At 49.1% G+C, this 20,807-nt stretch carries 11 protein-coding genes; 5 read left to right on the top strand and 6 right to left on the bottom strand.

The annotated features are described in order from the left end of the window. The first annotated feature begins 314 nt into the window (after positions 1–314). Positions 315–515: a hypothetical protein gene (locus H6F68_RS08645; RefSeq protein ID WP_190558181.1), complete on the top strand. Its 201-nt coding sequence runs from the start codon at positions 315–317 to the stop codon at positions 513–515. Positions 516–800: 285 nt separating this feature from the next. Here H6F68_RS08645 and H6F68_RS08640 read toward each other — a convergent pair whose 3' ends face one another. Then, positions 801–941: a hypothetical protein gene (locus tag H6F68_RS08640; RefSeq protein WP_190558179.1), complete on the bottom strand. Its 141-nt coding sequence runs from the start codon at positions 939–941 to the stop codon at positions 801–803. A gap of 355 nt (positions 942–1,296) precedes the next feature. On the opposite strand from H6F68_RS08640, the gene H6F68_RS08635 reads away from it, so the two are divergent. Together H6F68_RS08635 and H6F68_RS08630 are read left to right on the top strand one after the other, a co-directional pair. Next, positions 1,297–4,341, top strand: a complete 3,045-nt coding sequence (locus H6F68_RS08635) for a PAS domain S-box protein (protein ID WP_190558177.1) — start codon at positions 1,297–1,299, stop codon at positions 4,339–4,341. Between the two features lie 66 nt (positions 4,342–4,407). After that, positions 4,408–4,602, top strand: coding sequence for a hypothetical protein (locus H6F68_RS08630; protein WP_190558175.1), 195 nt, complete (start codon positions 4,408–4,410; stop codon positions 4,600–4,602). Positions 4,603–4,843: 241 nt separating this feature from the next. On the opposite strand, the gene H6F68_RS08625 is transcribed toward H6F68_RS08630, so the two are convergent. The 3 genes from H6F68_RS08625 to H6F68_RS08615 all read right to left on the bottom strand — a co-directional run bounded on the left by H6F68_RS08625 (position 4,844) and on the right by H6F68_RS08615 (position 13,564). Then, a complete protein-coding gene (locus H6F68_RS08625; protein WP_190558173.1) occupies positions 4,844–5,695 on the bottom strand; it encodes a pentapeptide repeat-containing protein in 852 nt (283 codons plus the stop codon). Between the two features lie 150 nt (positions 5,696–5,845). Continuing rightward, on the bottom strand, positions 5,846–10,588 hold the full coding sequence (locus tag H6F68_RS08620; RefSeq protein WP_190553138.1) for a diguanylate cyclase domain-containing protein: 4,743 nt from the start codon (positions 10,586–10,588) through the stop codon (positions 5,846–5,848). A 423-nt stretch (positions 10,589–11,011) separates the two neighbouring features. Then, positions 11,012–13,564 carry a PAS domain-containing protein gene (locus H6F68_RS08615; RefSeq protein ID WP_190558171.1) on the bottom strand — a complete coding sequence of 851 codons (2,553 nt, stop codon included), beginning with the start codon at positions 13,562–13,564 and terminating at the stop codon, positions 11,012–11,014. Positions 13,565–14,269: 705 nt separating this feature from the next. Here H6F68_RS08615 and H6F68_RS08610 point away from each other — a divergent pair. Both H6F68_RS08610 and H6F68_RS28955 read left to right on the top strand, forming a co-directional pair. Beyond that, the gene (locus H6F68_RS08610; protein WP_190553140.1) at positions 14,270–14,437 is read left to right on the top strand and encodes a hypothetical protein; all 168 of its coding nucleotides are present in this window, start codon (positions 14,270–14,272) and stop codon (positions 14,435–14,437) included. Positions 14,438–14,571: 134 nt separating this feature from the next. Continuing rightward, entirely contained in the window at positions 14,572–17,544 is a 2,973-nt protein-coding gene (locus tag H6F68_RS28955; protein WP_190558169.1) for an ATP-binding protein, read from the top strand. A gap of 76 nt (positions 17,545–17,620) precedes the next feature. On the opposite strand, the gene H6F68_RS08600 is transcribed toward H6F68_RS28955, so the two are convergent. Then, on the bottom strand, positions 17,621–19,816 hold the full coding sequence (locus H6F68_RS08600) for an ATP-binding protein (protein ID WP_190558167.1): 2,196 nt from the start codon (positions 19,814–19,816) through the stop codon (positions 17,621–17,623). Between the two features lie 579 nt (positions 19,817–20,395). After that, positions 20,396–20,674, bottom strand: coding sequence for a hypothetical protein (locus H6F68_RS08595; RefSeq protein WP_199299990.1), 279 nt, complete (start codon positions 20,672–20,674; stop codon positions 20,396–20,398). Between the last annotated feature and the right edge of the window lie 133 nt (positions 20,675–20,807).

The raw sequence follows: 20,807 nt of genomic DNA, 5'->3' as shown, positions 1-20,807 counted from the left end.
TTAAGACGTACATACTTAAAAGTGCATATCAGAAAAGATACTTGAGTTTTCTCCTCCGGTTTTACTCATAAATCCGCCTAGCGTAGGCATAAAAAAGATTGGAGAAAGTCTAATTACTGAGAATCCATAATTGATATTTGTGTAATTTAGTGTTATTTCCTCAAAATAGTTTTCGTCGGTACTCTACTTATACTCCACTTATATAGATACGGCATGTTGCAAAATAAACAGATAGGGCATGTTGCAAAATAAACATTGCAAAAGGTGCGCTTAGCACATTCTTAATAGCTAAATACGTCTTCTCAAGACTTATAATGTTTTGCTTACCTCCAGATGCTTATGATGCAGTAGGCGTGAGGACAACGATGACGCTCCACAAAGCCAATACTAAAGGAAAGCAAGAGACGCGCCAGATTCCTGTCAATGCAGTTCTCAAGGGATATCTGGAAACGTATCTGGGTGGAGCAAACAGTATCTGTTTTCTGGACGGCACGGGCGAGGCCACATTAACCTGAAGTCAGCCAATGAAGTTTTGAGGGAGACGTGCGATCGCTTGGGGCTAAGGAGGCCAGTACTCACAGTTTTAGACGCACAGCTCGGACCCGGATGAGTAGTGCCGGAGTGCTGCTGCGGGTGCTTCAAGAAATATCCAGCACTGCAGCTTGCAGGCGTTTCAACGTTATCTAGAGATATCAGAGCTGCAACTGGAGGGGCGATCGCGGCTTTGAGGTTCTAGAAACGATTAAGCGGGCTAATCCTGTAATCAAGTCAATGGGTTCTACTGGCTTGGACACATGGGACTAAAAGCCAGCAGCTAAGGCTCGAATCCGAGCTTCTGTCCGCGCATAAGCCGTCAGGGCGATCGCTGGAATGCGACCTCCTTGCTCTGGCGTTAAAGCTCGAGCTTGCTGAATCAGCGTATATCTAACCTCACTAGGCATTTTGATTCTCTCGTAGGAATCGATCTCTGAAACGACCTAAAACTTTGTGAGTAGTGGCCTCCCACACAGTAAATAAGGCAGAAACGTCCAACCTAATCTGTCAGTCAGAAATCATGCTGCGTGAATGTTACAGAGTTGATGGCATGAAATTACACGTATCTCAGCACAATCCCTGATACACACTAAATCGAGCTTTAAGAAGATTCTTGAACCAGTCTAAATAAAGTTATCAAACGAACCATAAAAAGTTGCGAAACAATCAAGCGATGGTCAGACTGAAGGAGAGTAATGGTAGGGCTTCCATTCTTTTGTGGCTGACGATCTCGTCAATTTTTTTCCGCTTAGGGACTTTTAGATGGGCATTTTTGCGTCTTCTGCCAAGAATACTGAAGTTAGGGCTCTCCAACAACCAGCCGAAGCCATTCTGGAGAAGATGACCGATGCTTTTATTGCTCTAGATCAAGATTGGCACATCACCCACGTCAATCAAGCAACCGCACGAGTGAGTCAGGCCTTACCCCAAGACCTCGTGGGTCGGTCTCTGTGGGACGTTTGGCCAGCCTTGGTTGGAACACTTTGTGAACAGAAGTATCGGCAGGCGATCGCTGAACAAGTCCCCGCCCACTTCGAATTTTTTTATGAGCCCAGACAGCGATGGGATGAAATTCATGCCTATCCATCACCCCAAGGGTTAGAGATTTATTACCACAACATTGACGACCGCAAGCACGTCGAAAACGAACGCAGACGAGCGGATGCAACGTTACAAGCCAAAGAAGAGCAATTACGGTTAGCCTTAGACTTTGCTCAGATTGGTAGCTGGAGTTGGGATTTGTCTACCAACCAGGTGGAATGGAACGAAATTCACTTTTCCCTGTTGGGTCTGAATCCAGGTGTATCGACGGTTGCCTATGACACTTGGCGTCAGCGGGTGCATCCTGAGGATGTAGAGTGGGTCGAAGCCTTAGTTCGTAGCGCTCTAGCAACTCAGACCAGCTACGAGGCAGAGTACCGAGTCTGTTATCCCAATGGCAGCATCCACTGGGTGGCGGGCAGGGGGCAAGCCATCTATGATTCATTGGGGCAACCGAGACGGATGATGGGCGTTCTGATGGACATCACAGACCGCAAACTAGCCGAGCAAGAACGGGAACGATTGTTAACACAAGAGCAATCAGCCCGTCATGAAGCGGAACGATTGAATGCTCTCAAAGATGAATATCTCGCTGCCCTGCAACAGTATAAAGACATTTTTCAGTTTACAGAACATGGCTTAGCGGTTGGCCAAGGCACACAGATTCAATTAGCTAACCCTGCTTTTGCGCGGATGCATGGCCATACCGTGGAAGAAATGATTGGTAAACCCATTCTGGAGCTATATCCACCCACTCATCAGGCGGATGGCATCCGTATTCTCCAACAATCCGAGCAAGTTGGACATTTAACTTTTGAGTCTGTCCATGTGCGTCATGATGGCTCGCAGTTTCCTATCCTGCTAAATGTTACAGCGGTCAAAGATGACCAGGGCCAGACTCTTTACCGGATTGCGACGATTCTGGATATCACCCAACAGAAACGTTTAGAAGGGGAACGCCTACAGGCAGAAACTGAGGTGTTGCATCTCAACCAGCGATTGCGGCAACTCGTTCAGGTGATTCAACACTTAGCTTCGGCCCGTGATTTAGAGGCAATTACAGCAGCGGTTCGTCGTGCCGCGAGGCAGTTAGTTGGGGCAGATGGCTCAACTTTTGTCTTGCGAGAAGGAGAGTTTTGCTATTACGCCGATGAAGAGGCGATCGCCCCGCTCTGGCGGGGACAACGATTTCCGGTTGAGAATTGCATTTCGGGTTGGGTGATGCTCAATCGAATGCCCGCGGTGATTCCGGATATCTTTTCTGACAACCGCATTCCTCAAGAATATTATCGGCCTACGTTTGTCAGAAGTCTGGCAATGCTGCCGATTCACTCGGTTGAGCCGATCGGGGCGATCGGTGTTTATTGGGCAACCGAGCATTTGCTAACCACAGAGGAAGTCAATCTATTGCAAACGCTGGCTGATGCTGCCGCGATCGCTCTACAAAATGTACGTCTGTATACGCAACTAGAACAACGGGTGCAGGAAAGAACGACCCAGTTAGTAACCTCCTTAAGTCACGAATCGACGCTAAAACGCATTACCGATAAGGTGCGTGATTCCCTGGATGAAATGCAGATTTTGCAGACAGTGGTGCAAGAACTGACTAACAAGCTGGATATCTATAGTTGCAATACCGCGCTCTATGACTTAGAACAACGGACTTCCACAATCAGTTATGGGCATGGGTGCTGTGAGCTACGGGTTACACAAGGAGAGATGTCTCAGATGGAGGAGCACGCCTTCGTCTACACACAATTGTTGTGGGGTCAATATGTTCACTGTTGCTTGGCATTACAAACGCCAAGATGCCAACAGCACACCTTCTACACGGTTCTGGTGTGCCCACTCGTAGATGATCAGGGGGTGTTAGGTGACATCTGGCTGATCAAAGCAGCGGATCAGAGCTTTAGCGAGTTGGAGATTCGTTTAGTGCAGCAGGTGGCGAATCAATGTGCGATTGGTTTGAGGCAGTCTCGCCTGTATCAGGCTGCCCAAGCTCAAGTGATAGCGTTAGAGCAACTCAGTCAACTCAAAGACGAGTTTCTCAGCACGGTTTCCCATGAATTACGCTCTCCTATGGCCACGATCAAGATGGTGGCTAAAATGCTTGAAGTTGCTTTTAATCTGTCCCAGACCAAGCAGCTTACTGTTACCCCTGACGAAATGGTGCTTTCATCGGGACAAATCGCGAAAGTCACTCACTACGTGAAGATTCTCAATTACGAATGTCAAAGAGAAGCTCAACTCATTGATGATTTGTTGGACCTCGCTCGCTTGGATGCACGGACGGAGACGTTGGCACCGATGGAAGTTCACCTACAAGAGTGGCTTCCATTGACTGCCCGATCCTTTGCTGAGCGCATGAATCAGCAACAGCTACAATTGCAAATTCAAGTTTCCTCCCACCTGCCGCCACTTATCACTGATCTCCCGAGCTTAGAGCGCATTGTTATGGAACTAATACACAATGCCTGCAAATATACGCCATCCATGGAAACCATTGAAGTGACTGCAATAGAGCATCTAGAAGGAATAAAAATCAGTGTAAGCAATTCCGGGATTGAAATTCCTACAGATTTGCGCGATCAGGTTTTCGACAAGTTCTATCGCATTCCCAATCATGATCCCTGGAAGCGTGGTGGCACCGGGCTCGGATTGGCACTGAGCAAAAAATTGGTAGAACTGCTGCAGGGTAGCATTTCGCTGACAAGCGAAAATAATTGGACCAGATTCACCGTTTTTCTACCTCAATCATTACAGTAAAAGCTAATTAGTATAGCCCTATGTAGCTGTACTGGGACTCTCTTCTGAAGGACCTTTCCGCTCTGATTGAAACAGTTCACAAGCTCTGGGTCGGTGCGCTTTCCTTGTCTGAGCGATCGCGATCGTGCCCTCTCTGGCATCTGCCTCTACACTGGATGCCACATCACTGAGGCTTGCTCAATGCTCACCACAGATGGTTACGACGCAGCAGGAGTCAGAACTAACATATCAATCCTCATTGATTGGTTCAACCCAGTCTGATAGTTCAACTGTCTCTCTTGACTTACCAGGAAACTTCTTGAAGATTTCAAGTCTAATTAGAAAATCATCCATAACATTCCTTGAGTTATTGCGTCTCTCGGGCAACTACTCGACCTCCGCAAGCCTATTAACAGAAGCGACAAGTTACTCGACTGATGAGCAAATTTGGAAAGCATTTACACTCCCTTAAGTGAGCGACTGATTTTTACATGAGTCGTTGCCAGCCCCCAGTTCCACCCTTTCAAGCCGAAAGTAACTCGTCCTCACAGTGGGCTCCTCGGGTCAGGGGAGTAAAGTCTGACGGAAACTGGGTAGCTTCGTCATAGATTGCTTGCTGAAAATCTGCCTCTGCTAACTCAGCACCCTGCAAATTAGCTCCCTTTAAGGTGGCAGCTCGCAGACTGGCCCGGATCAAACTGGCCGCTCGTAATTGCGCTTCGTTGAGGTTGGCAGCATTCAGGTTGGCTCCGCGCAAATTAGCCCCACTGAGCTTGGCCTCGCTTAAGTTAATTCCGTTAAGGTCTATGCCACTCAAATCCACGCCGTTCAAGTAAGCTTGGCTCAGCTTGATGCCATTTAAGCTCGCCCCGCTTAAGTTGGCTCCGCTCAATCTGGCACCACTCAAGTTGGCCCAATTGAGGTTCGCTCCGCTCAGGTTAGCTGAGCGCAAGTTGATGCCGCGTAGGTCGGCACTACACAAGTTCACCCCTTGCAAGTTGGCAGCGCTTAAGTTGACCCCAGCCAGATTTGCGCCGCTTAACTTGGCATGACTCAAATTAGCTTTGACGAGAAATGCTCCTTTGAGATTCACTTTGGTTAAATCTGCCTCAGCCAAATTGGTAGAACCCAGTTTGGTAAAGCTCAGGTTGGCTCCATACAAAAAAGCTTGACCTAGGTTGGCAGATGTAAGTAAGGCCCGACTGAGATTAACGCTTGGGAGATAAGCCGAGCCTAGATTGATGGCCACTAAGTTAGCAGCGGAGAGGTTAATTCCAGCTAGACTAGCGCCGGCAAGATTGAGCCGACTCAGGTTAGCGGCTTGAAAGTCCCGCTCGCCTTCTAAGTACCGATGCAGGAGCTCATAGTCATACATCTGCTGTACCTCCTAGGATTTGCACAACCTCCATTTAGTCTTAGAGTTCCCACTCCTGTTTAAGGCAAATAGCTTGTATAAAAATTTACATCTACTTTTGCCAAGCCAGTGATTGTAGACTTTAGAGATCGCCCCAAGCTCATTGACCTCTTAAAAAAGGAGAGACTGGAAAACAATGGAATTACGACCTTGAGCTTTGGCTCGATACAGTGCTTGATCCGTGGTGGCAATTAACATTTCTGGAGAGGTGGCATAGGTAGGAGTGGTGCTAGATACCCCGACACTCAAAGTCACGTACTGGCTAACCTGAGAGTTGCCATGGGGAATCTGTAACGCTTGAACCGCGGCTTGGATTTTCTCTGCCACTCGGACCGCTCCTTCAGGCGAGGTATTGGGCAAAATGATGGCAAATTCCTCGCCCCCATAGCGGGCCACTAAATCGCTGGAGCGGCTAATGGTAACGCGAATCGCTTGAGCGACTGCTTGGAGACAGCGATCGCCGGCGGGATGACCATAGGCATCGTTGTAGGTCTTGAAAAAGTCGATGTCACATAGAATCAGGGATAAGGGCAAGCTGGCCCGCTCCAACTGCTGCCATTCCCGGCTGAGAAATGCATCAAAACATCGTCGATTCGCCAACTGAGTCAGACCATCGGAAGTCGCGAGTTGTTCTAACTGTTGATACATCTCCGACTGTTGAATGGCGATCGCAGCTTGAGTTGCCAATTGGCTGAGCAAACTGATTTCGATTTGCTGCCAGGACCGAGGGCTCTGGCAGTGATGAGCAATTAGCAATCCCCATAACTGTTCGCCTTGCAAAATGGGCACGACCAAGTTAGCCCTGACTTGGAATTGGACTAACAAATCTAGATGGCACTGACTTAAGTCGGCTTCATAGATATCAGCGATCGCGCGGGTTCTCCCTTGCTGATAGTACGAAACGTAAGTGTTTCTGAAGCAGGGTTCGTCAATCGTGGTTTTCAAAATTGGCCGACAACCCTCTGCCACCGCTTCCATCGTCACAACTCCGCTCCAGTCTGGCTTGAAGCGGTAAACGATGACTCTATCTGTCTGCAAGAAGTTGCGAACTTCCTGCACCGTGGTGTTTAAGATTTCATCCAAGTTAAGAGATTGGCGAAGCCGTTGGGAAATTTCTGAAACCAGGCGTTCCCAGCGGGTCTGCTGCCGGACCATCTCCTCAATTTGCTTGTGTTCAATACAATGAGCCATCCCCTCCGCTAGGACAGCTAGCTGAGTCAGGACGGTATCGGCCAGGGATTGACGAGCAAACAGAGCCATGACACCTACCACCCGATTGTGAGCGATTAAGGGATAGCCCGCGAAAGCCACTAAGTTTTCTCGCTGGGCCCATTCTGGGTCGCTGATTTCAGCATCGTTCAGCACGTCGTTGGTTAGGTGTGGCTGACCCGTTTTGGCAATCCGACCAATCTTGAGGTGGCCCATCCGAATTAAGCTATGAGGACCATCTAGATGAGTGTATAAACCTGCGCTGGCTTGGAGTCTGAGTACGTCACTCTCTTCATCTGGGATGATCCAGATACGGGCAAAAGCCACATCCAGATGTTGAACCAGCATCTCAACGCATTGCTGCAAAATCACTGGCAGTTTGTCACTTTTACCGAGGGCAGCGCTCACTTGAGCGGCGAAGACTGCGAGATGCGCTTGCTCAACTAGAACCTCTTCGGAGCGTTTACAAAGTGTGATCTCTCTTTCAAGGAGTTGGTTGGTGAGTTCAACCTTCTGAGCCTGCCTCAGTTTTTCCTCCAATTGGCTGTGGTTGATTCGATGACGATGAAACTCTAGTTTCGTCACGACCTGCTGGGCGAGAATCCTGAGGGCCTCTTGCTGCTCGAAGCTCAACTCCCGAGGGATGTAGTCAATGATGCACAACGTCCCTAAGGCAAACCCGTCTGCTGTGAGCAAAGGAGCGCCTGCATAAAACCGAATGTGGGGTTCCTGGGTAACCAGGGGATTTTTAGCAAATCGTCGATCGCCTAACGCATCTCGAACCATCAACAGCTGGTTGTGCAAAATGGCATGGTTGCAAAAAGCCATCTCCCGGGGCGTTTCAGTGATGGTTAAGCCCACTTTTGATTTGAACCATTGCCGCTTGTCATCCAGCAAGCTAATCAAAGCAATCGGACTTTGACAAATTTGGGCCGCTAAGCGAGTTAAGTCATCAAAGTCAGCTTCGGGAGCCGTATCCAGAATCTGATATTGATAGAGAGCTTCGAGGCGTTGGCGCTCATTTTCAGGGTAGGGCACTGGCAGCACCGGCTGACTCGTCTCTTTCAGCATTGACTGGCTTGCCAGTTGCTCTAAGGTGCGCCGTACATAAAATTGCGTGGCGGCTTCTGTGGTCAGCGGCGGGCTGAATAAGTACCCTTGGATGGCATCACACTTGACTGAACGTAAGAACTCTAGCTGTTGAGAGGTCTCAATTCCCTCTGCAATCACCTCGAGCCCTAATCCATGCCCCAGGGCAATGATGGCATTCACAATGGAGGCATCTGTATGACTATGCGTGACATCTTGAATGAAGGATTGGTCGATTTTCAGCGTGCTCAGGGGGAAGCGCTTGAGGGCGCTGAACGAAGAGTACCCCGTGCCAAAATCATCAATGGAGATGTGGACCCCGATTTCGCGGAGTTGCTGGAGGAGGGAAATTGTAAAATCCACATCCTGCACAACCGTCGTTTCTGTAATTTCTATTTCTAGGTACTGAGGCTCCAGCTCTGTCTCTGTAAGAATTTCAGCAATGGTTTGCACTAAATTCTGTTGTTGGAACTGTCGAGCCGAGAGATTCACCGCTATCCGCAAAGGTGCTAAACCCGCTAATTGCCAAGCCCGATTTTGACCACAAGCGGTGCGGAGGACCCACTCTCCAATCGAGATAATCAGTCCGGTTTCTTCTGCGAGTGGAATAAATCGACTGGGAGGAATGGCCCCGAGGTCGGGGTGCTGCCAGCGCAGCAAAGCTTCCATTCCGATGAGTTGGTCACTGGCTAGAGAAATTTGAGGTTGATAATGTAGGACAAACTGTTCTCGATCTAACGCTTTGTAGAGGCTATTTTCTAACACCAACTGCTCCAGAGCCTTGGTGTTCATCAGAGTGTCGTAGAGTTGGCAATTATTCTTGCCCTGTTGCTTAGCATGGTACATCGCCGTATCAGCGTGCTTCAGCAAAGTCTGGGCATCTTCTCCATCGTAGGGCGCAAAAGCAACGCCAATACTAGCGGTGAGATGTAGGTCCTGATGGTTAGAGGTAAAGGGAGTATTAATGGCACTGAGAATGCGTTGAGCGACCTCCAGTACATCTTCTGCACATCGAATTTCGGTCATCAGAACGGCAAATTCATCGCCGCCCCAACGAGCGATCGTATCTACCTCAGGTAGGCAACCGCTGAGCCGCTGGGCGGCTTCTTGCAAGACCCGGTCGCCAATGGTATGCCCCAGCGAGTCGTTGATAGTTTTGAAGCGATCTAGGTCGAGTAGGGCGACTGCAATCATTCTCCCCTGATCGTTAGCATGGGCCAGAGCCAGGGAAAGCCGCTCATGGAGCAATAAGCGATTGGGCAAACCAGTCAGGTGGTCATGAGAGGCTTGATGGCGCAGCATTGCGTCTACTCGCCTTTGCATGACAGCAATATAAAATTGAGTGCCGAGTGCTTGTGCTAGCTTCAGTTCCCCCGAACTCCAAGGCAGAGTTTGCCCAGGTTTGATTTCTCGCCAAGCTTGAAACGATTGCCGCGGGCGAAGATTCCGCTGGTCTGGATCAAGCTGGCCTGCCCACAGCGTTTCAGTCTCAATCTCATCGCGGAAAATGCTCAGGTATCCCACCCGCTGTTGCTGATATTGCAGGGGGACGATCAGGATTGACCGAATCGAGGTGGACTGAAAAGCTGGGAGTAGGGACTCCCGTGCCGGTGCTTGATAGAGATCAACAATGGTGTAAGCCGAGGAGAAACCATCATTTTGAGAGTCAGTGAAGGTTGAATTCGGGTGTGAGCCGCCCACCATCTGTTGCCAGAGCGCAGTTTCTTCCATCTGGAAGGGAGCCGGCTGCGTCCCCCAAGCATAGAGCTGACTAGCTTGGCCCATCTCATTCCTAGAGATGTAGAGCCGTCCCCCGGAGCCTCGGAGAGCCTGAATCGCCTGCTCTAAAATCGCCTGGTTCACCGCTTCCGAGTTCAATGAGGAATGAATGAAGCCACTGATGCGACTCAGGACTGCCTCGTGAACCGCTTGTTGTTGGGCTTGGCTGAGCAGATAAGCTTGATCGATCGCGATGGAAACTTGATCCACGAGGAGTTGAACCACGCGCAACTCCCGTTCTGAAAACGAGCGAGGTTCCGTATCGTGAGAGACGAGCAGGCCCCAAAGTTGATTTTGATGCAGAATCGGTACGGTTAAAGAAGAGTTCACCCCCATCGCCCTGAGGTATTGAATATGGCATGGGTCTACAGGTGCACAGCGAACGTCTTCTATCAGTCGTGGTTCTCCAGTTTTGGGGCTATCTAATTGATTCATCACCTTCCGGTGGGAAGCCACATCCACAATCACGCGCTGACGCGCCTTGAGGAACATTTCGCGAGCCACCGTAGGAATATCGCTGGCGGGAAAATGTAAGCCCAGTAAAGAAGGGAGACGATGATCGTCAATGGCTTCTGCGACTACTTGACCGTGACCATCCGGGTGGAATTGATAGATCTTGATGCGAGCCGTGCCCAAAAAGAAACCAATCTCTTGCACCGTTGTGGTCAAGATCTCTTTAAGTTCCAGAGACTGACGAATTCTGTCTGTAATTCGCTGAAGCAGTCCTTCCTGCTCAACATGTTGCAGACTTTTTGGTTGCTCGTCTTTGTTATCCAACTGATTTCGCCTTGTTAATCTAAAAACTTTGTATCAATAAACACAATTATTCACGACACGACTTTAGTTTTATCTAGCAACACTCAAACGTAATAATTCCGTAACATTTTTGATTTTCAGCCTCGAACTGTAGTCAATTCAAGGGATTGATTAGGCTAGAGCTTTTACGGAACGGCTTCGGATTTTCTTAAAAGTTTTTTCGGTTATGGATGTAGCTTGCGTATTTACTGGTATAAAAACGTCTTTGCGAGAAACAGAACGATCGCTCGGTTGGTAGAGAGGGCTAACCTTCACTAGAACGATTAGCCCTTAACCCGGTGGTTTATTCCTTATAAGGTGTCACCCGTCAGCAATGGCTCGAAGCAATTTCCATAAGGAAATGCTCGACAAAGCCACTTGACCTTGAATGCACAACAACTATTTCTATGGCTGAATTGCTTCAGAGACTTCTTGCAATTTTGCTGCTAGTGCTTCTGCCGTATAGGGTTTGTTCAAGAAGGCTGTAACCATTGCTTTGACATCATCCTCAAGCTGCTCCTTCAATGCAAATTCATCGGCTGCAATAAGCACAACCTGTGGATTTATTTGTTGTAATGTCCGAATTGTTGCGACCACGTCAGGATCTTGGATTGATAGGTTGATGAGGACTGTTTTAACTTCAGATTGATGCTGCGCGTAGAGGGCGATCGCCTCAACTCCATCTTGTGCAGTTAGCACTCGATAGCCAATCCGTTCTAGGATTGTTTGTGCTACTGCACAAGATGCACTGTCAGGCTCAACCAGAAGAATTGCAGCTCCGTTAGGGGAAAGCGTTGATTGAGCCGGTAAGTAAACTTTGAGTTGAGTTCCCTTATCGACTTCGCTCTCGACCTCTACAAAACCTCCATGACCTTTGACGATTCCAACGACCATCGATAGCCCGAGTCCAGTGCCTTTGCCGAACTCTTTAGTGGTAAAGAACGGTTCGAAAATGCGGTTCAAGTTTTCAACCGGTATCCCAATTCCTGTATCAGAGACAGTAATCGCGATATAAGACCCCACCTTTGCATCTACATTAGTGCGAGCAAGATTTTTATCGATCCAAACGTTGTCCGCTGAAATACGTAAGATTCCGCCCTCTGGCATTGCATCACGGGCATTCTGGCAAAGACTGAGGAGGACCTGCTGAAGTTGGGCTGGATTTCCAGAAATACTCCAAACATTAGATGCAATGTGAGTCCGAATTAGAATATTGCGAGGAAATTCTTGCTTCAGGACACGTTCGATATCTAAAAGCCATGATTCCAGGCATAGTGTGTTTTTTTCCCCCTCCACTCCTCGCACAAAGGATAAGACTTGCTTCACGACATCAGCGCTGCGTCTCGTATTTGCTTCCAGGGTCGTCAAGAGTTGCCGGCTCTGTTCATCTGGTAGCCTGTCAGCGAGAAGCTGGATTGACATCAGGATAGGGGCCAAGGCATTGTTGAGATCATGGGCCATACCCGTGGCAATCGTATTAATGCTTTCAAACCGTTGAGTTTGTTGGCGCTGAGCATCCACCCGCTTTCTCTCAGTGATATTGGTGCTACTGACTAAAACAGATTGATGATGTCCTGCTTGGTCATGAATTAATGTCCAACGGCTATCAACCATGACTGGCTGACCATCTTTTGCTCGATGATGAAGTTCACCTTGCCACTCGCCCTGCTCAACCACAGAGGTTTGAGCTTGACAGAGCTGGGGGGAAAACGCCTCAAACAGGAGCTCGTCAATATAGCATCCTACGGCTTCAGTCCCTGTCCAGCCAAATAAGCGAGTGGCACTACTATTCCAGAACAGAATTCGATTTTCCAAATTCAGCACCAGGATGGCATCTTGGGATTGGTCTAACAGCCTTGCTTGCGCTTGCATTGCTGCTTCTACCTGTTCTCGCTCGGTGACATCGGTTTGAATGCCCACGAAATAGAGTAGCTCACCCGTATCTTCCTTTACAGGTGCGATTTTCAGTTCATTCCAAAAGGGCTGACCGTCCTTGCGATAGTTCAGCAAGGTAACCTGAATTTCCTGCTGTTGAGCGATCGCCTGACGCAGTTGCGCCACAACCTCTGGGTTAGTTTCTGGACCTTGGAGAAAGCGACAGTTGCGACCTATCACCTCTTCTGGTTGGTAGCCTGTCAACTTGGAGAAAGCAGGATTTGAGTAGATGATCGGATTGTCAGGTTGATTAGGATCACTGAGCAAAATGCCATCTGAGGCAGAGCAAAACGCGCGAGCCAGTGGCGAATTAGCTAACTCTTGTGCTGACAATCTTGCCGTCAATGAGTGCCCGAGCCAACCGACTGTCTCATGTTTGACTATATCGCAGTAACTCTTGAAGAAGTTAGCCAGCTTAGGTTCCGCAGCAATCAAGTTATCGAAATGGTCTTGAACTCGTTTATCCGCTTCATACTTGACTTCTGGGTATGCCTCCATCCACGCATGACAGGTTTTGATATAGGCAATAAATGTGACCAAATACTGGTAGTTCTCTGCCCCTAAGAGACGGCGTAACTCCTGCCGACAGGTCTCAGTCTCATCTGTGTTTAAGGCAATAAAAATTGAGCATTGAAGGAGACTCTCTTCAACGGCTGGATCTAACTGGGATAAGACGTTGAGTTGCTCATCGTGGGCGGCCAGTAACCAAAGATGCTCAGGTATATCCTGCGGTCTGGGAGGAGGGCTTTCAAGCAGGTTCAGTATTTCTCTTGCTTGCATCCCTAATTCCCACAGGGAACAACTATGGCATATTAAACAGTACGGAACCGGGCAGAAACGAGACAGATAAGCAGACAACTTCTCCTTAAATAGGGTCGGTAGCGGATTGTCAACGTACGTAGAACAGGTTTGTTGCCATAAATTTTCTAAGACTTGAGGAGTGTCTAAAGCTGGAGAAAAAAAAGGAGGGAAGAACCCAAACTTCTGCTCAATTTCTATCTCAATTTGCTGACTGGTTCGCATAAACGGTTTTATTAAGACAAGCGTGAAAAAACGACAAGCTGATGTCTACCTTCTCTAAGCAGATAAGGATCTACCCAGGCAGCGGGCACAGCTAGTAGCTTATAGTTTGCTAGTTTAGCTTGCCCACTACATCTTAGAATTGTCTTGCTTGGCAGTTTTTACGCAGGCTAGTCAGAAATATTGCTGGTTTTATTGACGCTTGATCCTTCACTATTTTTCTTCTACGGTGAATAGAATTTTTCTATACACTACAAAAACCTAAAACTTTTGTGTTTTAACCAGAGGGGATAACCTACAAATACTTAGGCTCACTAATCCGTCGAATTAATTCATCTAGGGTGCTGCAAAAATTCAGCTGCAATATACTATCTAGTTCTTCAGGGGTTAACTCTCTTTCAGGTTTTGACCGCATCCAGGCGGCTAACTCCGGCGACCATCCCGAGCTACCCTCCTTATGAGCGCTCAGTTGCCAAGTAGCCTCTAAGCGTGTTTCTATCCAAACACTAGGGTTTGTATTATTCATGTGGGCCTTTCACCTGGGGTGCACAGATAAAGGATTAGTCATGAAGTGGGTGTCCAAACCTACCCTTTGACATTTACCCTTCCAAGAGAATTTTAGAGTGGGATCGAGTTTTGCATCATTAAGCAAATCTAATAATGCGTAAGTATCTCGAAGCTGCCCCAAGGAAAGTGATCATATTAACGATGCAGGATGACTCAGCTTCGCTACCCTTAGTCTTTCAGCGGTATCTAGAAGGGTTAGAGCTGCCACTGGAGGGCGACCGCCTCTCAGTTTCCAAAGACACTTCCGCGTTTCCTCCTTCGTATGGCAACGGAAAAGTTTTGATTGCTTACCTCTATAAAGCCATCTAATTCTATGGATCATCGGGAATTCTGATACTCAAAAGCGATCGCCAATTTGATTAAATCGGCTAGTTAGAATCTAAAGTCACCCTTTATGGCTTCTGCCTCACCCCTGTCCTGATTTACCTTCCTCCTCGGTTGTTATGACTGACCAACTGCCTCAAAGGATTAGAACGACACCCCTCCCGGCAAATGAAACTGAGCGGTTGGCAGCGTTGCATCGCTATAAGATTCTCGATACTCCCCCCGAAGCCGCATTCGATCGCATTACCACCCTGGCAGCCCGGCTGTTTGATTTTCCCATCGTCCTGATCTCACTAGTCGATGAGTCCAGAGCTTGGTTTAAGTCCTCCATTGGTTTCGATGCTTCTGAAGTGCGGCGTGATGCGACGCTTTGCAGCTTTGCCCTGTTAACGAACGAGTCTCTGATTGTTCCCGATACTCGCCAGGACGATCGCTTTGCCTGTAATCCCTTTGTGCAAAGTGAACCTGGTGTACGCTTCTATGCAGGTGCTCCCCTCCTGACTCCAGACGGCTTCAATCTCGGTACGCTCTGTTTGCTCGATACTCAACCCCATGAGCCCTTGAGCCCCAAGCAACAAGCGACTTTGGTTGACTTGGCAGCAATGGTCGTGGATGAACTGGAATTGCGATTGGCCGCTCATCAAATTGCTCAGGTCAATGCGGCGCTGCTAGAGATGACTCAAGGCGTATCGACGGTCACGGGGGATGCTTTTTTCTCGGCTCTGGTGCAGCACCTCGTCAAAGTTTTAGACACGGATTATGCCTACATCGGCTTAGTAAGAGGTGATGAGCCCAAAATGCTGAGAACGATCGCTACCTGCGCTCATGCTCAGCTCGTAGATAACCTGGAATATCCTTTGCAAGACACCCCCTGTTGGGAAGTCATTGCACAACGGAAAACTTGCTGCTACCCACGCAATGTGCAAGCTCAATTCCCCAACGCACCCCTACTGAAACCACTTGCAGTTGAAAGCTATGTAGCGGTTCCCTTCTTTAACTCCAGCGGCACTCCCCTCGGGTTATTAGGGGTCATGGATGGCAAGCCATTGGAGCAGACGCAACTGGCAGTATCCTTGCTAACAATTTTTGCGGATCGAGTGGTCACGGAACTAGAGCGACAGCAGATAGAGGCTGACCTGCGAGAAGCTCATGTGCAGTTAGAGGCGGCTTTACTGGCAGGAGCGATTTACACATGGCGGTGGAAGATTCCGGAAAATCTCGTCATTGTGAATCAAGCTTTCGCTCACTTGTTTGGCGCTGACCCAGTACAGGCGGCAGACGGCTTACCGCTCGAACAATTTGTACAGGCGATGCACGAAGAAGACCGCCCCCGAGTGGTCGCAGCCATTCATCAAGCCATTGAAACGGGCCAGGAATATGTCGCTGAGTACCGTGTCCACACAGCGACGGGGGAGCAGCGCTGGCTAGTGGCACGAGGTCGCGTTGAATATGGTGCGGATGGGACGCCGCTCGCTTTTCCTGGAGCACTGGCAGACATCACCGATCGCAAACAGGCCGAGGCCGCATGGCGCGAAAGTGAAAATCGCTTGCGGTTGGCATTGGCGTCAGCCGAGTTGGGCATCTGGGACTTTAACCCGATCACAGGTATCCTGCAATGGGACGATCCATGCAAAGCTGCCTTCGGGCTGTCACCTGAATCAGAGATTAACTACGATGTCTTCTTATCTGGGTTACATCCAGATGATCGGGAACACACGGATCAGGTAGTGCAGTTTGCGCTCAACCCTGAAAGTAACGGCGAATATGATATTGAATACCGCACGATCGGTCTCGAAGATGGTGTAGAGCGTTGGATTGCAGCCAAGGGGAAAGCGTTCTTCAACCCCTCAGGCATTGCCATCCGCTTCATCGGCACCGTCCTCAACATCAGTGAGAAGAAGCGGGCTGAGGCGGAACGAGAACATCTCCTGCAACGCGAACAAGCCGCTCGCGCCACGGCTGAACGAGCGAATCGCATCAAAGATGAGTTTCTAGCGGTGCTGTCCCATGAACTGCGATCGCCCCTGAACCCGATTTTGGGGTGGACGCGGTTACTGCAAAATGGCAAACTCGATGCGACCCGGCAAGCCGAAGCCATCGCCACGATCGAACGCAACGCCAAGCTACAATCGCAACTGATTGAAGATCTGCTTGATATTGCCCGCATTATGCAGGGCAAGCTGACCTTAACCGCAACCCCCACCAGTTTGCTGTTCGTGATTTCTGCTGCCCTTGAAACCGTGCAGTTAGCGGCAGAAGCTAAGAGCATTGCCATCGTGCTGGACCTCACCTCGGATATCGCTCCCATTTTTGGTGATGCGGCCCGACTCCAGCAAGTGGTGTGGAACTTGCTGACGAATGCCGTTAAGTTCACACCTAGCGGTGGACAGGTCACGGTTGAACTGAGACAAATCGGTCAATCGGCTCAAATTCAGGTAATCGACACGGGCAAGGGCATTAATCCCGATTTTCTACCGCATGTGTTTGAGTATTTTCGCCAGGAAGACGGTTCCACCACTCGTAGATTTGGGGGGCTAGGTCTGGGTCTGGCGATCGTGCGGCAAATCGTGGAACTGCACGGGGGCATGGTGAGGGCTGAGAGCGCCGGAGAGAATCAAGGGGCAACCTTCATCGTGCAATTGCCTGTCATGCCGCAAACAGCATCTATCAGTCCTCGACCCAGCCGTACCCAAACAGAAACAGAAGCACCTTTGGACAACATCCAAGTTTTACTGGTGGATGATGATACCGATACCCGTGAATTTCAGGCATTTTTGCTAGAACAAAACGGGGCGAAGGTCACAGCGGTTAGCTCTGGTTTAGCAGCGCTGGAAGTTCTAGAGCAGTCTATTCCAGATGTAATTGTCAGTGATGTGGGCATGCCGCACATGGATGGCTATATGCTGATGCAGCAACTGAGAGCCTTACCACTAGAGCGGGGTGGGCAAACTCCAGCGATCGCCCTCACTGCTTATGCGGGAGAGTTGAACTACCAGCAAGCTCTGCAAGCAGGATTTCAACAGCATCTCACCAAACCCGTTGAACCCGATAAACTCATCAAAGCCATCACAACTTTGATAGGAAGAAAGTGAGTAGGGGAATAGAAAGAACCCCAGTTTAGAGAAAGATAGTGAGTGATTACAACTCTGCTCCTGCCGGGATGAGCCGCTAAGTCGAATGCCGCCCTGCTTGGCGGAGCGGCATTCGAATCACGAATTCAGTGCCCCTGCCAGGTGTTGAAATGCACTCTAATCTGCCCCGATGTTTTTCGGTAATGATTTGGTAGCTAATCGACATCCCCATTCCAGTGCCCTTCCCCAGCGCTTTGGTCGTGAAGAAGGGGTCAAAGATGCGTTTTTGCACCGCTTGCGCAATCCCCACTCCGTTGTCCGCGATCGCCACTTCTATCCAGGCAGCGTCAACCATTGATGTGCGGATGGTAATGCGGCTGGGATGGTCTTTCAGCTCTTGATAAGTGCGCTTGGCATTGTTTTCCTCGATCGCATCAATGGCATTAACCAAGATGTTCATAAACACTTGGTTGAGCTGTCCGGCGTAGCACTCAACCAAGGGTAGCTTCGCGTAGTGTTTGATAACCTCGATTTCTGGCCGTTCGGATCTAGCTTTGAGACGGTGTTGCAGAATCAGCAGCGTGCTGTCGATGCCTTCGTGAACATCGACCGCCTTAAATTCGGCCTCATCCATCCGCGAGAAGTTGCGCAAAGAGAGAATAATTTGTCGAATGCGGTTGGTTCCTAGTTGCATCGAAGTCAACATCTTCGGCAGATCTTCCCGCAAAAACTCTAAATCCATCTCTTCCGCCGCCACTTGGATTTCAGGAGTTGGGTGAGGATAGTGCTGCTGATACAGCTGCACAAATTCTAATAAATTCTCTGTGTACTCCTGCACGTAGGTCAGATTGCCGTGGATGAAGTTGACCGGATTGTTGATTTCGTGAGCCACTCCAGCTACCAGTTGCCCGAGGCTCGACATTTTTTCACCTTGCACCACTTGAGCCTGAGTTCGCTGCAATTCTGCCAAGGTGTTTTTGAGTTCAGCCGTGCGTTCATCGACCCGCTCTTCTAAGACTTCCTTGCTGTACTCTAAGGCCGTGAACAACTCCCTCAGCCGTCCTGCCATGTGGTTGAAGGAGTGGGACAAGGTATTGAGTTCTTGAATATTGCTGCCTGGCACCGTTTGCTCTAGATTGCCCGAGGCCATCGCTTCACTGGCTTGATTCAGACGCAGAATCGGATGAACCAGCCAACGAGAGGTGAACAAGCCTATGCCAATAGCACCCACTAAGGCACCGAAGCAGAGCGCGATTGTGGTACGGGTATTGGCATTGATTTGGGCCATAAATGCGGTTTCTGGCACACTGGTGACCACCAGCCAATCTAAGCCATACTGATCACGCCAAGGTCTAAGATCGACAAAATACTGCTCTCCCTGCACGTCAAGCTGAAAGTCGGTGTCTTCAGTAATCGACCCAAACCCTTTGGAAGATTGAATGTGCTGAGCAATAGTTTGAATAATGGGGCTAGGACTATTAGTTGCCTGCACCCGTTTAATGTCTTCTTTGACGAGGGTGAAGGGCTTTTCTGTGCCAGAGCTGGCAATCAAAGTGCCATCGCGCTCCATAATAAACACCTGCCCAGACTGACTAATCTCCAAACTGTGTAAGAAGTCGCTGAGTTTTAGTAGGTGAATATCCGCTGCGATCATCCCCAACAGGCGATTTTGGGAGTCATAGATGGGGCGGCTGGCAGAGGCAGCGATGTATGGCGTGGGAAGATTCAAAGCAGTAATCTTGGCCCAAATCGGTTTGCCAGCAGCAATGGGTTCGGTATACCAGGTCTCCTTAAAGTTGTCCCAATCCCAGCGATCGCTCACTTGAGTGCGATTGCCCTGATGATCAAGCGTGTAGTTCGTGAGATTGTTGGGCAGCGTTGCTGTCCAATCATCAACGGTGATGGTTTTGCCATCGTAGCGAGCCGCTCCAATTCCTTCACCTGTTGTTAAGCCAATGCCAATGTAAGTCAGGTCATACGCTTGCATCTGATCCCAGAAATACTTCCCCACCGCTTCGCGATCGCGCACATCGAGCATGCCCCTGCGGATCGCATCAGCATTGATCTGGTTCAGTGCCTGAGGAATGGCCAGATAAGACTTCAGACGTTCATCGACCAAATCGCTGGTGCGATCGAGCAATTGTTCTGCCAGGTTATTGACCGCGCTCTGGGCGTTTTTGAAAGACAAATAACCGACGAGACCCACGGCTGCAAAAATCTGGAGGACGAAGGGAACGACGAGAACAAGTTGTAATGGAAACGTCTTGTCTCTGAGGAAATGCTGGCTTTTCATATATAAAGGTAATTTTTTATTAAGCTCTAGCTCATTAAAAAATGCCCAGGATCGTCACACAGCTAACGCTTACAAAACCTTGCCAAAGTGGCTATATCATTGGTAATTGAGTGGGGTTGTTGCCCTTATTTGCATGTCCCTAGAAGTTGCGATTAATACTAGAGCTGCATGCTAGGGCTGCATGCAAACTGCATAAATCTGCGGTGCAGACGAATCTTCGCTTTTGTCTATCATTAGCTATTTGCTTTTGAATTAGCGCGATTGCCTCTTGCACTTCACCCAGGCGATCGCCCCTCTAACTTTTCCCAAGTGGGGAACGCAACCTCATTAATGAACTGCTGCTCATCCCTGCTAGTTGTCCAGAATTTGGACATTGCTTGGAACGCAATGTTTACCGCGATGAGGATGAGTGGAAACCTGGGGTTTCTTGGTGGCTGCTTTCGCGATCGCACGATTAAGCAGGATGCCGGCTTGATCAGTGGGCTAGTATCGATTGCCGTCAGCGGCGACAAACTCTTGCCACTAGCCTTGCCTATTTGTAAGGCTGCTGCATGGTGCTTGTTAAGTGGCGAGTTTGCGCTACCAACTCAGGATAAGGGGCAACCTAGGGCGAAAATCTACTTGATGCCCCTGCACTTCCCAATCAAAGCCAAGCTCCACGGAATACTCTACTCCAACTCGTCCCCTGACCTGATTGGTGTCAATCACTGCTTGAAATTCTGGTGATGGATTATCTGCGGTAGGACTGACCAACTCTATACGAGTTATTTCGCGCAAACCAACATGATGCTTTAGAGGCTGTGCCTTTTCAATTTGGTATTGATCTGGACGTTTACCAAATGGAGTCTGAAAGAGCATCGGTTCTGTTAGCACACTACTATAGCAATCCTAAATAGGATGTGGGGCTAACCATACATGAAGGCCTTCTCAAACGTAAACCACTGCTGATGCGTGACCAGCTCAAATAGATACTTCACCACGGCAAAAGATT

It is taken from the genome of Trichocoleus sp. FACHB-262, assembly GCF_014696035.1.
Taxonomy (GTDB): domain Bacteria; phylum Cyanobacteriota; class Cyanobacteriia; order FACHB-46; family FACHB-46; genus Trichocoleus.
The sequence above is the reverse complement of the archived record's forward strand: the minus strand, read 5'-3'. Positions and strand labels throughout refer to the sequence as shown.

Bases quoted from the DNA above. Each gene is read 5' to 3' on its own strand.
- H6F68_RS08615 (WP_190558171.1), bottom strand. From the start codon at position 13,564: ATGCGAACCAGTCAGCAAATTGAGATAGAAATTGAGCAGAAGTTTGGG.
- H6F68_RS08610 (WP_190553140.1), top strand. From the start codon at position 14,270: ATGCAGGATGACTCAGCTTCGCTACCCTTAGTCTTTCAGCGGTATCTA.
- H6F68_RS28955 (WP_190558169.1), top strand. From the start codon at position 14,572: ATGACTGACCAACTGCCTCAAAGGATTAGAACGACACCCCTCCCGGCA.
- H6F68_RS08640 (WP_190558179.1), bottom strand. From the start codon at position 941: ATGCCTAGTGAGGTTAGATATACGCTGATTCAGCAAGCTCGAGCTTTA.
- H6F68_RS08645 (WP_190558181.1), top strand. From the start codon at position 315: ATGTTTTGCTTACCTCCAGATGCTTATGATGCAGTAGGCGTGAGGACA.
- H6F68_RS08635 (WP_190558177.1), top strand. From the start codon at position 1,297: ATGGGCATTTTTGCGTCTTCTGCCAAGAATACTGAAGTTAGGGCTCTC.
- H6F68_RS08600 (WP_190558167.1), bottom strand. From the start codon at position 19,816: ATGAAAAGCCAGCATTTCCTCAGAGACAAGACGTTTCCATTACAACTT.
- H6F68_RS08595 (WP_199299990.1), bottom strand. From the start codon at position 20,674: ATGCTCTTTCAGACTCCATTTGGTAAACGTCCAGATCAATACCAAATT.
- H6F68_RS08625 (WP_190558173.1), bottom strand. From the start codon at position 5,695: ATGTATGACTATGAGCTCCTGCATCGGTACTTAGAAGGCGAGCGGGAC.